The following is a 13,018-nucleotide window of genomic DNA, read 5'->3' on the forward strand; positions in this document are numbered from 1 at the left end:
GACTTTCCGAGGCCGACATGACTCCATCCCGCCCGTTTGCCCTGACCCCCGGCGAGCCCGCCGGCATCGGCCCCGACCTGTGTCTGCTGCTGGCCCGGGAAGCACAGCCCGAGGCGCTGGTGGCAGTGGCCAGCCGCGCCCTGCTGGCCGAGCGTGCCGCCCGATTGGGGCTGGAGATCGAACTGCGCGATGTCGACCCCGACCGCTGGCCGCACGGACCCGCTCCCGCGGGCAGCCTGTATGTCTGGGATACGCCGTTACAGGCCCCCGTCGCACCCGGCCAGCTGGATAGCCGCAACGCCACCTATGTGCTGGAAACCCTGACACGCGCCGGCCAGGGCTGTATCGATGGCACCTTCGCCGGGATGATCACCGCACCGGTGCACAAGGGCGTGATCAACGAGGCCGGCATCGCCTTCTCGGGACACACCGAATTCCTCGCCGAGCTGACCGCCACCGAGCAGGTGGTGATGATGCTGGCCACCCGCGGCCTGCGCGTGGCGCTGGTGACCACCCACCTACCGCTCAAGGACGTGGCGGCCGCCATCACTGCCGAACGCTTGGCGCGGGTCGCCCGCATCCTGCACGCCGACCTGGTGGAGAAGTTCGGCATCGCCGAGCCGCGCATCCTGGTCTGCGGCCTCAATCCGCATGCCGGTGAGGGCGGTCATCTGGGTCGCGAGGAGATCGAGGTGATCGAGCCCACCCTGCAGCGCCTGCGCGACGAGGGCCTGAACCTGGTCGGCCCGCTGCCAGCCGACACCCTGTTCACCCCCAAGCATCTCGATCACTGCGACGCCGTGCTGGCCATGTACCACGACCAGGGCCTGCCGGTGCTCAAATACAAGGGCTTCGGCGCCGCGGTCAACGTCACCCTAGGCCTGCCGATCATCCGCACCTCGGTCGACCACGGCACCGCGCTGGACCTGGCCGGCACCGGCCGGATCGATACCGGCAGCCTGCAGGTGGCGCTGGAGACCGCCTACCAGATGGCCGCCAGCCGCCGATAGCGGCGATGCCGAGCGATCCGCGGAGCACACGTGCCGGATCGCATCCGGGCCGGCGGCTTTCCCTGTTAAACTGCGCCCCTTTTCGCTTATCCGCCCGGGGCGCCAGCCCCGGGCCTGGAGCCGTATCGATGTCCGAATACCAACACCGCGCCCGCAAGCGCTTCGGCCAGAACTTCCTGCACGATGCCGGGGTGATCCATCGCATCCTGCGCGCCATCCATGCCAAGGAGGGCGAGCGCCTGCTGGAGATCGGCCCGGGCCAGGGCGCGCTGACCGAAGGTCTGCTGGGCAGCGGCGCGCAACTCGACGTGATCGAACTGGACCTCGACCTGATCCCCATCCTGCAGGGCAAGTTCGGCGACAACCCGCGCTTCAAACTCAATCAGGGCGACGCGCTGAAGTTCGACTTCACCCGCCTGGAGGCCGCACCGCACAGCCTGCGCGTGGTCGGCAATTTGCCGTACAACATCTCCACTCCGCTGATCTTCCATCTGCTGGACAACGCCTCGCTGATCCGCGACATGCACTTCATGCTGCAGAAGGAGGTCGTAGAAAGACTGGCCGCCGAGCCGGGTGGCGGCGACTGGGGCCGGCTGTCGATCATGGTCCAGTACCACTGCCGGGTGGAGCACCTGTTCAACGTCGGCCCGGGGGCCTTCAACCCGCCTCCGAAGGTCGACTCGGCCATCGTCCGCCTGGTGCCGCACGAAACGCTGCCACATCTGGCCAAGGACCATCGCCTGCTCGAACGGGTGGTGCGCGAGGCGTTCAATATGCGACGTAAGACCCTGCGCAACACGCTCAAGCAGCTGTTGCCGAACGAAGCCATCGAAGCCGCTGGCGTGGATGGCGGGTTACGCCCGGAGCAGCTGGACCTGGCCGCCTTCGTGCGTCTGGCCGATCAGTTGGCCGAACGCCAGGCCGCCGACCCGGCGGACTAAACTGCCCTTTCAGCCTGTCGAGTTCTTGCAGATGGCCGACCCGCGTTACCAGATCGACGTAAGCGTCGAGACCCGCTACCTGCCCGAGCAATCCACGCCCGAGCAGAACCGCTACGCCTTCGCCTACACCGTGACCCTCCATAACGGCGGCAGCGAGGCGGCAAAACTGCTCAGCCGCCACTGGGTCCTCACCGACGGCGACGGCCGCGTGCAGGAAGTGCGCGGCGCCGGCGTGGTCGGCCAGCAGCCGCACCTGGAGCCGGGCCAGAGCCACACGTACAGCAGCGGCACCGTGATGGCGACCAAGGTCGGCAACATGCACGGCAGCTACCAGATGGTCGCCGACGACGGCAAACGCTTCGACGCCATCATCGCGCCGTTCCGCCTGGCCGTGCCCGGAGCGCTGCACTGATGGCCACGTACGCGGTGGGCGACCTGCAGGGCTGCCTGCAGCCGCTGAAATGCCTGTTGCAGCGGGTCGCCTTCGATCCGCAGCGGGACACGCTGTGGCTGGTCGGCGACCTGGTCAACCGCGGCCCCGAATCCCTGGAAACCCTGCGCTTCCTCTATTCGATCCGCGATTCGCTGGTCTGCGTATTGGGCAATCACGACCTGCACCTGCTGGCCGCCGCCCACAACATCGAGCGCCTGAAGAAGAACGACACCCTGCAGGAGATCCTCGACGCCCCGGACCGCCGCGACCTGCTGGAATGGCTGCGCCTGCAGAAGCTCATGCATTACGACGAGCAGCGCGACATCGCCATGGTCCACGCCGGCATTGCACCGCAATGGACGCTGAAGAAGGCGCTCAAGCGCGCCGCCGAGGTCGAGGAAGTGCTGCGCGACGATGCGCGCCTGCCGCTGTATCTCGACGGCATGTACGGCAACGAGCCGGCCAAATGGGACAGCGACCTGCACGGCGTCACCCGCCTGCGGGTGATCACCAACTACTTCACCCGCATGCGCTTCTGCACCGAGGACGGCACCCTCGACCTGAAGAGCAAGGAAGGGCTGGACAGCGCTCCGCCCGGCTACGCGCCCTGGTTCTCCTGGCCGAGCCGCAAGGCCCGCGGCCAGAAGATCATCTTCGGCCACTGGGCGGCGCTGGAAGGCAAGTGCGACGAGCCCGGCCTGTCCGCCCTGGACAGCGGGTGCGTGTGGGGCGGCACCATGACCCTGATGAACGTCGACAGTGGCGAACGCCACCTGTGCAGCTGCGAGGACCTGAAATGAGCGAATTCAAACGCATCCCCCCCGAGCAGGCCCAGGCCCTGCGCGAACAGGGCGCCGTGGTGGTCGACATCCGCGACCCACAGAGCTTCGCCAACGGTCATATCAGTGGCTCCCGCCACCTGGACAACCACAGCCTGCCTGACTTCATCGCCCAGGCCGACTTCGACCAGCCGCTGATCGTCGCCTGCTACCACGGCAACTCCAGCCAGAGCGCCGCCGCCTACCTGGCACACCAGGGCTTTTCCGAGGTCTACAGCCTCGACGGTGGTTTCGAGCTGTGGCACAGCCAGTATCCCGATCAGGTCGCCCGCGGCGAGGCCGAGTAAAAAAATTCGCGGGGCGACAGCCCCCGTCACGCCCGGCCTGACGACGAATGGCAACCCCTTGTCACCCTTTCGCCACGCTTGCCTCCACCGAAACCGAACTACTCTTCCACTGAGGCCATCCAGAAGGGAGAGCCGGCACACCGGTTCCGGGCCATCGGTAGCGATCTTGCGGTGTCTGGGGGATTTCCAGCGGTTTTACGGCCACCCTTGCGCGCACCCGCCCGAATGACCCACGCCGGCTCATTGCAAGCGAGCGAGGTGCAGTCATGAGTATATTCAGCCACTTCCAGCAACGGTTCGAGGCGACTCGGCAGGAAGAATATTCCCTGCAGGAATATTTGGAACTGTGCAAATCGGACCCGAGTGCCTACGCCACGGCCGCCGAGCGCATGCTGATGGCCATCGGGTCGCCCGAGCTGGTGGACACCTCGACCGACCCGCGGCTGTCGCGGATCTTCTCCAACAAGGTGATCCGTCGTTACCCCGCCTTCGCCGACTTCCACGGCATGGAAGAGTGCATCGACCAGATCGTCTCCTACTTCCGCCACGCCGCCCAGGGCCTGGAGGAGAAGAAGCAGATCCTCTACCTGCTTGGCCCGGTAGGCGGCGGCAAGTCCTCGCTGGCCGAGAAGCTCAAGCAGCTGATGGAGCACATCCCCTTCTACGCCATCAAGGGCTCGCCGGTGTTCGAGTCGCCGCTCGGCCTGTTCAACGCCGACGAAGACGGCAAGATCCTCGAAGAGGAATACGGCATTCCGCAGCGCTATTTGCGCTCGATCATGTCGCCCTGGGCGACCAAGCGCCTCAACGAGTTCGGCGGCGACATCAGCAAGTTCCGCGTGGTCAAGCTGCACCCCTCGATCCTCAACCAGATCGCCATCGCCAAGACCGAACCGGGCGACGAGAACAACCAGGACATCTCGGCCCTGGTCGGCAAGGTGGATATTCGCAAGCTCGAGGAATTCCCGCAGAACGACGCCGACGCCTACAGCTATTCGGGCGCGCTGTGCCGGGCCAACCAAGGCCTGATGGAGTTCGTCGAGATGTTCAAGGCGCCGATCAAGGTGCTGCACCCGCTGCTGACGGCCACCCAGGAGGGCAACTACAACAGCACCGAGGGCCTCGGCGGGCTGCCCTACAGCGGCATCATCCTCGCCCACTCCAACGAGTCCGAGTGGCACAGCTTCCGCAACAACAAGAACAACGAGGCGTTCATCGACCGCATCTACATCGTCAAGGTGCCCTACTGCCTACGCGTCACCGACGAGATCAAGATCTACGACAAGCTGCTCACCCACAGCTCGCTGGCCAACGCCCACTGCGCGCCGGACACCCTGAAGATGCTCGCCCAGTTCTCCACCCTGTCGCGCCTGAAGGAGCCGGAGAACTCCAACATCTACTCGAAGATGCGCGTCTACGACGGCGAGAACCTCAAGGATACCGACCCCAAGGCCAAGTCGATCCAGGAGTACCGCGACAGTGCCGGCGTGGACGAGGGCATGAACGGCCTGTCGACCCGCTTCGCCTTCAAGATCCTCTCCAAGGTGTTCAACTTCGATCCGCACGAGGTGGCCGCCAACCCGGTGCACCTGCTCTACGTCCTGGAGCAACAGATTGAGCAGGAGCAATTCCCGGCCGAGGTGCGCGAGCGCTATCTGCGCTACATCAAGGAGTACCTGGCGCCGCGCTACATCGAGTTCATCGGCAAGGAAATCCAGACCGCCTACCTCGAGTCCTACAGCGAATACGGGCAGAACATCTTCGACCGCTACGTGCTGTACGCCGATTTCTGGATTCAGGACCAGGAATACCGCGACCCGGAGACCGGCGAGATCCTCAACCGCGTGGCGCTCAACGAGGAATTGGAGAAGATCGAGAAGCCGGCCGGCATCAGCAACCCGAAGGACTTCCGCAACGAAATCGTCAACTTCGTGCTGCGCGCCCGCGCCAATAACAACGGCAAGAACCCCACCTGGCTCAGTTACGAGAAGCTGCGCGTGGTGATCGAGAAGAAGATGTTCTCCAACACCGAGGACCTGCTGCCGGTCATCAGCTTCAACGCCAAGGCCAGCAAGGAGGACCAGCAGAAGCACAACGACTTCGTCAAGCGCATGGTCGAGCGCGGCTACACCGAGAAGCAGGTGCGCCTGTTGTCCGAGTGGTATCTGCGGGTTCGCAAGTCGCAGTAGTCTGCCATCGGCACCGCGGCACGTTCCGCGGTGCCGGTCGCCGTCGGGCCGGGTCGCACGCGCCAGGCCCTGAGGAGCATTCATGAGCTACGTCATCGACCGGCGTCTGAACGGCAAAAACAAGAGCACGGTGAACCGCCAGCGCTTCCTGCGGCGTTACCGTGAGCACATCAAGAAGGCCGTCGAGGAGGCCGTCAGCCGGCGCTCCATCACCGACATGGAGCACGGCGAGCAGATCAGCATTCCCGGCCGCGACATCGACGAGCCGGTGCTGCACCACGGCCGCGGCGGGCGGCAGACCATCGTTCACCCCGGCAACAAGGAGTTCAACGCCGGCGACCACGTGCCGCGCCCCTCCGGCGGCGGCGGTGGCCGCGGCGCGGGCAAGGCGAGCAATTCCGGCGAGGGCATGGACGAGTTCGTCTTCCAGATCACCCAGGAAGAGTTCCTCGACTTCATGTTCGAGGACCTGGAGCTGCCCAACCTGGTCAAGCGCCACCTGACGGGCACCGACACCTTCAAAACCGTGCGCGCCGGCATCAGCAGCGAGGGCAACCCCTCGCGCATCAATATCGTCCGCACCTTGAGATCCGCGCACGCCCGGCGCATCGCCCTGTCCGGCTCCAGCCGCGCCAAGCTGCGCGAGGTGAAGGCCGAACTGGAACGCCTCAGGCGCGAGGAGCCGGACAACTTCGGCGACATCCAGGCACTGGAGGCGGAACTGGAGCGACTCAGCGTGCGGATCAACCGCATTCCCTTCCTCGACACCTTCGACCTCAAGTACAACCTGCTGACCAAGCAGCCCAACCCCAGCTCCAAGGCGGTGATGTTCTGCCTGATGGACGTGTCTGGCTCGATGACCCAGGCCACCAAGGATGTCGCCAAGCGCTTTTTCATCCTCCTATACCTGTTCCTTAAGCGGAACTACGAGCGCATCGAAGTGGTGTTCATCCGCCACCACACGAGCGCGAAGGAGGTGGACGAGGAGGAGTTCTTCTATTCGCGGGAAACCGGCGGCACCATCGTTTCCAGCGCGCTCAAGCTGATGCAGGAGATCATGGCCGAGCGCTACCCGACCAACGAATGGAACATCTACGGCGCCCAGGCCTCGGACGGCGACAACTGGAACGACGACTCGCCGGTGTGCCGCGACATCCTGATCAACCAGATCATGCCGTTCGTCCAGTACTTCACCTATGTCGAGATCACCCCGCGCGAACACCAGGCGCTGTGGTACGAATACGAACAGGTCGGCGAGGCCTTCGCCGCGTCCTTCGCCCAGCAGCAGCTGGTTTCCGCCGCAGACATCTACCCGGTGTTCCGCGAGCTGTTCCAGCGCCGCATGGCCACCTGAGGGCAGCCCCATGAACGCAGCCGAGAAACGCCGCCAACCGCTCTCCACCGGCTCGGAATGGACCTTCGAGCTGATCCGCCAGTACGACCGCGAGATCGCCCGCATCGCCGAGCGCTACGCGCTGGACACCTACCCCAACCAGATCGAGGTGATCACCGCCGAGCAGATGATGGACGCCTACGCCTCCGTCGGCATGCCGCTGGGCTACCACCACTGGTCCTACGGCAAGCACTTCCTGGCCACCGAGAAGGGCTATTCGCGCGGCCAGATGGGCCTGGCCTACGAGATCGTGATCAACTCTGACCCCTGCATCGCCTACCTCATGGAAGAGAACACCATGTGCATGCAGGCCCTGGTGATTGCCCACGCCTGCTACGGCCACAACAGCTTCTTCAAGGGCAACTACCTGTTCCGCACCTGGACCGACGCCAGCTCGATCATCGACTACCTGGTGTTCGCCAAGCAGTACATCATGCAGTGCGAGGAGCGCCACGGCATCGACGCAGTGGAAGACCTGCTCGACTCCTGCCACGCCCTGATGAACTACGGCGTGGACCGCTACAAGCGCCCCTACCCCATCTCCGCCGAGGAGGAGCGGCGCCGGCAGAAGGACCGCGAGGAACACCTGCAACGGCAGATCAACGACCTCTGGCGCACCATTCCCAAGAGCGAGCACAAAGGCGGCGAACAGGACAACCGGCGCTGGCCGGCCGAGCCGCAGGAAAACATCCTCTACTTCATCGAGAAGCACGCCCCGCTGCTGGAACCCTGGCAGCGCGAAGTGGTGCGCATCGTGCGCAAGATCGCGCAGTATTTCTACCCGCAGCGCCAGACCCAGGTGATGAACGAGGGCTGGGCCACGTTCTGGCACTACACGCTGATGAACGACCTGTACGACGAAGGCCTGGTCACCGAGGGCTTCATGATGGAGTTCCTGCAGGCGCACACCAGCGTGGTCTACCAGCCGGGCTTCGACAGCCCGTACTACAGCGGCATCAACCCCTACACGCTGGGCTTCGCCATCTACAGCGACCTGCGGCGCATCTGCGAACGCCCCACCGAGGAAGACAAGCGCTGGTTCCCGGACATCGCCGGCAGCGACTGGCTGACCACCCTCAAGTTCGCCATGCAGAACTTCAAGGACGAGAGCTTCATCCTGCAGTTCCTCTCGCCCAAGGTGATCCGCGACCTGAAGCTGTTCAGCGTGCTGGACGACGACCAGAAGGACGACCTGCTGATCCCCGCCATCCACGACGAGCTCGGCTATCGGCAGATCCGCGAGGCCCTGGCGGCGCAGTACAACCTGGGCAATCGCGAGCCCAATGTGCAGATCTGGAGCGTCGATCGCCGCGGCGACCGCTCGCTGACCCTGCGCCACCAGCAGCACGACCGCAAACCGCTCGGCGACTCCAGCGGCGAGGTGCTCAAGCACCTGCATCGGCTGTGGGGCTTCGATATCCACCTGGAAAGCATGCGCGGCGATCAACTGGTCGGCGTGCAGCGGGTGCCGCCGAGCAACGAGCAGGGCGACGAAAACGAGTATCCGCGCCTGGACCTGGTGATCCCGCTCATCTGATCCAACCCTTCAGCCACCGGCGGTAAGCGCCGGTCGGCGCTTTCGCTTATCCTCCGCGGCAACGGAGGAATCGACATGCAGATCTACAAGGTTGGCGGCGCCGTGCGCGACCGCCTGCTCGGCCGGCCGGTGAGCGACACCGACTGGGTGGTGGTGGGCGCCACCGCCGAAGCCATGCAGGCCCAGGGTTTTCGCCCGGTGGGCAGCGACTTCCCGGTGTTCCTGCACCCCGAGAGCGGCGAGGAATACGCCCTGGCGCGCACCGAGCGCAAATCGGGAAAGGGCTACGGCGGCTTCACCTTCCACGCCAGCCCCGACGTGACTCTCGAAGACGACCTGATCCGCCGCGACCTGACCATCAACGCCATGGCCGAGGATGACCACGGCCAGGTCATCGACCCCTACGGCGGCCTGCAGGACCTCGAAGACCGCCTGCTGCGCCACGTCTCCCCTGCCTTTGCCGAGGACCCACTGCGCGTTCTGCGGGTGGCGCGCTTCGCGGCGCGTTATGCGCCGCTGGGCTTCCGTGTCGCCACCGAGACCCTGGCGCTAATGCGCCAGCTGGCAGGCTCCGGCGAACTGGAGGCACTGACGCCCGAGCGCAGTTGGAAGGAGATCTCCCGTGCGCTGATGGAGCCGCGCCCGGATGTGTTCATCCAGGTGCTGCGCGACTGCGGCGCCCTGGCGCGGCTGCTGCCAGAGCTCGATGCGCTGTTCGGCGTGCCGCAGCCTGAGACGCATCACCCCGAGGTGGACACCGGCGTGCATTGCCTGATGGTGCTGCACCAGTGTGCGCTGCACGAACAGCCGCTGACGGTGCGCTGGGCCTGCCTGCTGCACGACCTGGGCAAGGGCCGCACGCCCGAGGATGAATGGCCACGGCACATCGCCCACGAGACCCGCGGGCTGAAACTGATCGACGCGGTGAACCTGCGCTGCAAGGTGCCGCGCGACTGCGCCGAACTGGCCCGGCTGGTCGGCGAATACCACACCCATAGCCACCGCGCGCTGGAGCTACGCCCGAGCACCCTGCTGGAGCTGTTGCAGAGCTTCGACGTCTACCGCCGGCCGCAGCGCTTCGAGGAATTCATCGCCGCCTGCGAGATGGACGCCCGCGGCCGCCAGGGCCTGGAACAGCGCGGCTATCCGCAGGCCGACTACCTGCGCGGCGCCATGCAGGCTGCGCGTGCGGTGGCGGTGCAACCGCTGGTCGAGCGTGGCCTGAAGGGTGCGGAACTGGGGGAGGCGCTCAAGGGCGAGCGGTTGAAGGCGCTCAAGGCCTACAAGCAGGCCGCCCACCCCGAACCGTAGGTGAGCGTGGCGCGCCTTACGAGGACGTTGCCTCGATCAGCTCGGCCGGCGTCAGCTCGACGCCACGCCAGGCGAAGGGTACCGGCCACAGCTGCTGGTCGATTCGTGCCTCTTCCCACAGCGCGGCAAACGGCCGGCTCGCCTCGGGATGAGCCACGTCGGGCGCCAGCAACGCCAGCGGCCAGAGCACGAAGGCGTTCTTCAGGATCTCCGCCCGCGGCAGCACCAGGCCATCGAAGTTGCCCACCTGATCGCCGTAGAGCAGCACGTCGATGTCCAGCGGCAAGCCTTTGCGCTCGGGGGCGTAGCGGCCGTTGTCGGCCTCGATGAACTTGAGCCGGCGGTCCAGCTCCTGCAACGACAACTCGGTGCGGCCGCTGACCACCAGGTTGTAGAAATTGCCGCTCTTGATACCCACCGGCCGGCTCTCGAACACTGGCGAGCAACGCAGGTCCTGGACGAACCCGGCAAGGGCGTCGAGCCCGGCGGTCAGGTGCAGCGTGCGGTCGGCGTTGCTGCCCAGGCCGAGGAAGATGAGGGTCATGGCCGGCTGCGCTCGATTTCCACACCCACCGCGCGGGCCGCGGCGTTGACGCCCGGCTTGGTCACCCGCAGGCGCAGCCAGGTCGCGTTGAAGCGCTCCAACAGCTGCTCGGCCAGGCGTTCGGCGAAGGTCTCCACCAGCTCGAACTGCGCGGCGGCGGCAAAGGCCTGCACCTGTTGGTTGACCGCGGCGTAATCGAGGGCCTTGCTCAGGTCGTCACCGGCGGCGGCCGGGCGGATGTCCCAGGCAAATGTCAGGTCCAGCAGCAGGCACTGGCGAATGCCGCGCTCCCAGTCGTAGGCCCCGATCAGGGTGTCGACTTCCAGACCTTCGATGAAAACCTTGTCCAAACCTCGTCTCCGCTGCACGACAAGACCTGCGCCCCGCCGCTAGAATCGGGGCTCCCTCGCCCCGGAATGGATACCATGCTCTGGCTGCTGGCACTGCTCGCCTACCTGATCGGCTCGCTGTCCTTCGCCATCCTGCTCAGCCGCCTGGTCGGTGGGCCGGACCCTCGCGCCAGCGGCTCGGGCAACCCCGGCGCCACCAACATGCTGCGGGTGGCCGGCAAGAAGCTGGCGGTGCTGACCCTGCTCGGCGACCTGCTCAAGGGCCTGCTGCCGGTGCTGGTCGCCGACCTGCTCGGCTTCGACATCCAGCAACAGGCCTGGGTTGGCCTGGCCGCGGTGGTCGGCCACCTCTATCCGCTGTATTTCCGTTTTCGCGGCGGCAAGGGCGTCGCCACCGCCGCCGGCATGCTGCTCGGCCTCTATCCGCCGGCCGCCCTGCTGGCCCTCGCCGCCTGGGCGCTGACCTTCTTCCTCACCCGCACCAGTTCGCTCGCTTCGCTGATCGCCACGCCGCTGACCCTGCCGCTGCTGGCCTGGCAACAACCGGAAGCGCTGCTGCCGATGTGCGTGCTGACCGGGCTGATCGTCTGGCGCCATCGCGGCAATCTACGCGACCTGGTAGCCGGACGCGAACGACATTTCTAAACCCCGAGCTGAGCCACGCTCATATGGCGGGCAGCTGCTCCATCGGCCAGCGCGCCTGCACCATGATCTCCGGCCCCTCGTGCTGACCTGCCAACAGGCGCTGGCAGCCGGCGTAGGCGATCATCGCGCCGTTGTCGGTGCAGAAGCGCGGGCGAGCGTAGAACACCCGGCCCTTGAGCCCGGCCAGCATGCTTTCCAGCGACTGGCGCAGGGCCGAGTTGGCACTCACGCCGCCGGCGATCACCAGGCTGTTGAGGCCGGTCTGCTTGAGCGCGCGCTTGCACTTGATGGTCAGGGTATCGACCACCGCATCCTGGAACGCCCGGGCGACGTCGGCGCGGGTCTGTTCGCTGGCGTCACCGGCATCGCGGCACTGCTGCCAGGTGTTGAGGGTAAAGGTCTTCAGGCCGCTGAAGCTGAAGTCCAGGCCGGGGCGATCGGTCATCGGTCGCGGGAAAGTGAAGCGCCCCGGCGAGCCGGATTCCGCCAGACGGGCGATTTCCGGGCCACCCGGGTAGCGCAGGCCCATCAGCTTGGCGGTCTTGTCGAATGCCTCGCCGGCGGCGTCGTCCAGCGACTCGCCGAGCAACTGATAGCGGCCGATGCCGTCGACCCGCACCAGCTGGGTGTGGCCGCCGGAGACCAGCAGCGCGACGAACGGGAAGGCCGGCGGCGCTTCCTCCAGCATCGGGGCCAGCAGGTGGCCCTCCATATGGTGCACGCCCACCGCTGGAATGCCCCAGGCAAAGGCCAACGCCTGGGCGCAGGCGGCGCCGACCAACAGCGCGCCGACCAGACCGGGGCCCGAGGTATACGCGACGGCCTCGATCTGCTCGCGCTCGGCACCGGCCTCGGCCAGCACCTGGCGGATCAGCGGCAGCATGCGCTTGACGTGGTCGCGCGAGGCCAGCTCCGGCACCACGCCGCCGTAGACGCGGTGCAGGTCGATCTGGCTGAACAGGGCATCGGCCAACAGGCCGCGCTGGCTGTCGTAGAGGGCGACGCCGGTCTCGTCGCAGGAGGTTTCCAGGCCCAGCACTAGCATGGGGTTAGAACCTTCAACACTGGCTATAAAAGGAGGCGCGCATGATAATCGCCGCCCCCCGGCCGGGCCAGCGCTTTTCGATCAGAGGCTTTGCATTCCTTGGCGTGAGGCGTTAATATCCGCAGCCCTTGAAAACCGACGTACTCCCGTGCCCTTGCCGGATCGCGTCGTCCATTCGGTAAAACAGTGAAGGTACGACCTGGATGCCAGCCGTCAAAGTTAAAGAGAACGAACCCTTCGACGTAGCTCTGCGTCGTTTCAAGCGCTCCTGCGAAAAGGCCGGCGTCCTGGCCGAAGTCCGCAGCCGCGAGTTCTACGAGAAGCCCACCACCGAGCGTAAGCGCAAGGCCGCTGCCGCTGTTAAGCGCCACGCCAAGAAAGTGCAGCGCGAGCAGCGTCGTCGCGAGCGCCTGTACTGAGTTATCAGTCGCGCCGCTAAAGGCTTCCGCGATGCCCGGCTCCGGCCGGGCTTTGCATTTCTGGCTGTACCCGAC

14 protein-coding genes are annotated in these 13,018 nt (G+C 65.9%); 11 read left to right on the forward strand and 3 right to left on the reverse strand.

The window, feature by feature from the left end:
• Positions 1-17 precede the first annotated feature (17 nt).
• The 9 genes from pdxA (at position 18) to NF616_RS11600 (ending at position 9,940) form a co-directional block, all read left to right on the forward strand.
• The gene (pdxA, locus tag NF616_RS11560; protein ID WP_252273432.1) at positions 18-1,010 is read left to right on the forward strand and encodes a 4-hydroxythreonine-4-phosphate dehydrogenase PdxA; all 993 of its coding nucleotides are present in this window, start codon (positions 18-20) and stop codon (positions 1,008-1,010) included.
• A gap of 128 nt (positions 1,011-1,138) precedes the next feature.
• Positions 1,139-1,951 (forward strand): 16S rRNA (adenine(1518)-N(6)/adenine(1519)-N(6))-dimethyltransferase RsmA, encoded by an 813-nt coding sequence (gene rsmA / locus NF616_RS11565; RefSeq protein ID WP_252273433.1) that lies wholly within the window; start codon positions 1,139-1,141, stop codon positions 1,949-1,951.
• A 31-nt stretch (positions 1,952-1,982) separates the two neighbouring features.
• Entirely contained in the window at positions 1,983-2,363 is a 381-nt protein-coding gene (gene apaG, locus NF616_RS11570; protein ID WP_252273434.1) for a Co2+/Mg2+ efflux protein ApaG, read from the forward strand.
• Positions 2,363-3,184 (forward strand): symmetrical bis(5'-nucleosyl)-tetraphosphatase, encoded by an 822-nt coding sequence (locus tag NF616_RS11575; protein ID WP_252273435.1) that lies wholly within the window; start codon positions 2,363-2,365, stop codon positions 3,182-3,184. The genes apaG and NF616_RS11575 overlap by 1 nt, the downstream gene beginning before the upstream one ends.
• On the forward strand, positions 3,181-3,510 hold the full coding sequence (gene glpE, locus NF616_RS11580) for a thiosulfate sulfurtransferase GlpE (RefSeq protein ID WP_252273436.1): 330 nt from the start codon (positions 3,181-3,183) through the stop codon (positions 3,508-3,510). The genes NF616_RS11575 and glpE overlap by 4 nt, the downstream gene beginning before the upstream one ends.
• 266 nt (positions 3,511-3,776) lie before the next feature.
• Positions 3,777-5,699, forward strand: a complete 1,923-nt coding sequence (locus NF616_RS11585; RefSeq protein ID WP_252273437.1) for a PrkA family serine protein kinase — start codon at positions 3,777-3,779, stop codon at positions 5,697-5,699.
• A gap of 82 nt (positions 5,700-5,781) precedes the next feature.
• Positions 5,782-7,053 (forward strand): YeaH/YhbH family protein, encoded by a 1,272-nt coding sequence (locus NF616_RS11590; RefSeq protein WP_252273438.1) that lies wholly within the window; start codon positions 5,782-5,784, stop codon positions 7,051-7,053.
• 10 nt (positions 7,054-7,063) lie between these two features.
• Positions 7,064-8,629, forward strand: coding sequence for a SpoVR family protein (locus NF616_RS11595; RefSeq protein WP_252273439.1), 1,566 nt, complete (start codon positions 7,064-7,066; stop codon positions 8,627-8,629).
• A 75-nt stretch (positions 8,630-8,704) separates the two neighbouring features.
• Positions 8,705-9,940 carry a multifunctional CCA addition/repair protein gene (locus NF616_RS11600; protein WP_252273440.1) on the forward strand — a complete coding sequence of 412 codons (1,236 nt, stop codon included), beginning with the start codon at positions 8,705-8,707 and terminating at the stop codon, positions 9,938-9,940.
• Between the two features lie 16 nt (positions 9,941-9,956).
• Here NF616_RS11600 and folK read toward each other — a convergent pair whose 3' ends face one another.
• Complete coding sequence (folK, locus tag NF616_RS11605) at positions 9,957-10,484, reverse strand: 2-amino-4-hydroxy-6-hydroxymethyldihydropteridine diphosphokinase (protein ID WP_252273441.1); 528 nt, start codon at positions 10,482-10,484, stop codon at positions 9,957-9,959.
• Positions 10,481-10,834, reverse strand: coding sequence for a dihydroneopterin aldolase (gene folB, locus NF616_RS11610; RefSeq protein WP_252273442.1), 354 nt, complete (start codon positions 10,832-10,834; stop codon positions 10,481-10,483). The genes folK and folB overlap by 4 nt, the downstream gene beginning before the upstream one ends.
• A gap of 75 nt (positions 10,835-10,909) precedes the next feature.
• On the opposite strand from folB, the gene plsY reads away from it, so the two are divergent.
• Positions 10,910-11,479, forward strand: coding sequence for a glycerol-3-phosphate 1-O-acyltransferase PlsY (gene plsY, locus NF616_RS11615; protein ID WP_252273443.1), 570 nt, complete (start codon positions 10,910-10,912; stop codon positions 11,477-11,479).
• A 19-nt stretch (positions 11,480-11,498) separates the two neighbouring features.
• On the opposite strand, the gene tsaD is transcribed toward plsY, so the two are convergent.
• Positions 11,499-12,524: a tRNA (adenosine(37)-N6)-threonylcarbamoyltransferase complex transferase subunit TsaD gene (gene tsaD, locus NF616_RS11620; protein WP_252273444.1), complete on the reverse strand. Its 1,026-nt coding sequence runs from the start codon at positions 12,522-12,524 to the stop codon at positions 11,499-11,501.
• Positions 12,525-12,727: 203 nt separating this feature from the next.
• On the opposite strand from tsaD, the gene rpsU reads away from it, so the two are divergent.
• Positions 12,728-12,943 (forward strand): 30S ribosomal protein S21, encoded by a 216-nt coding sequence (gene rpsU / locus NF616_RS11625; protein ID WP_021702507.1) that lies wholly within the window; start codon positions 12,728-12,730, stop codon positions 12,941-12,943.
• The last annotated feature ends 75 nt before the right edge of the window (positions 12,944-13,018 follow it).

Source organism: Pseudomonas subflava, assembly GCF_023823685.1.
In the GTDB taxonomy this organism is placed as follows: domain Bacteria; phylum Pseudomonadota; class Gammaproteobacteria; order Pseudomonadales; family Pseudomonadaceae; genus Aquipseudomonas; species Aquipseudomonas subflava.

Bases quoted from the DNA above. Each gene is read 5' to 3' on its own strand.
- NF616_RS11600 (WP_252273440.1), top strand. From the start codon at position 8,705: ATGCAGATCTACAAGGTTGGCGGCGCCGTGCGCGACCGCCTGCTCGGC.
- rpsU (WP_021702507.1), top strand. From the start codon at position 12,728: ATGCCAGCCGTCAAAGTTAAAGAGAACGAACCCTTCGACGTAGCTCTG.
- NF616_RS11590 (WP_252273438.1), top strand. From the start codon at position 5,782: ATGAGCTACGTCATCGACCGGCGTCTGAACGGCAAAAACAAGAGCACG.
- NF616_RS11585 (WP_252273437.1), top strand. From the start codon at position 3,777: ATGAGTATATTCAGCCACTTCCAGCAACGGTTCGAGGCGACTCGGCAG.
- rsmA (WP_252273433.1), top strand. From the start codon at position 1,139: ATGTCCGAATACCAACACCGCGCCCGCAAGCGCTTCGGCCAGAACTTC.
- tsaD (WP_252273444.1), bottom strand. From the start codon at position 12,524: ATGCTAGTGCTGGGCCTGGAAACCTCCTGCGACGAGACCGGCGTCGCC.
- folK (WP_252273441.1), bottom strand. From the start codon at position 10,484: ATGACCCTCATCTTCCTCGGCCTGGGCAGCAACGCCGACCGCACGCTG.
- NF616_RS11595 (WP_252273439.1), top strand. From the start codon at position 7,064: ATGAACGCAGCCGAGAAACGCCGCCAACCGCTCTCCACCGGCTCGGAA.
- apaG (WP_252273434.1), top strand. From the start codon at position 1,983: ATGGCCGACCCGCGTTACCAGATCGACGTAAGCGTCGAGACCCGCTAC.
- glpE (WP_252273436.1), top strand. From the start codon at position 3,181: ATGAGCGAATTCAAACGCATCCCCCCCGAGCAGGCCCAGGCCCTGCGC.
- plsY (WP_252273443.1), top strand. From the start codon at position 10,910: ATGCTCTGGCTGCTGGCACTGCTCGCCTACCTGATCGGCTCGCTGTCC.
- NF616_RS11575 (WP_252273435.1), top strand. From the start codon at position 2,363: ATGGCCACGTACGCGGTGGGCGACCTGCAGGGCTGCCTGCAGCCGCTG.
- pdxA (WP_252273432.1), top strand. From the start codon at position 18: ATGACTCCATCCCGCCCGTTTGCCCTGACCCCCGGCGAGCCCGCCGGC.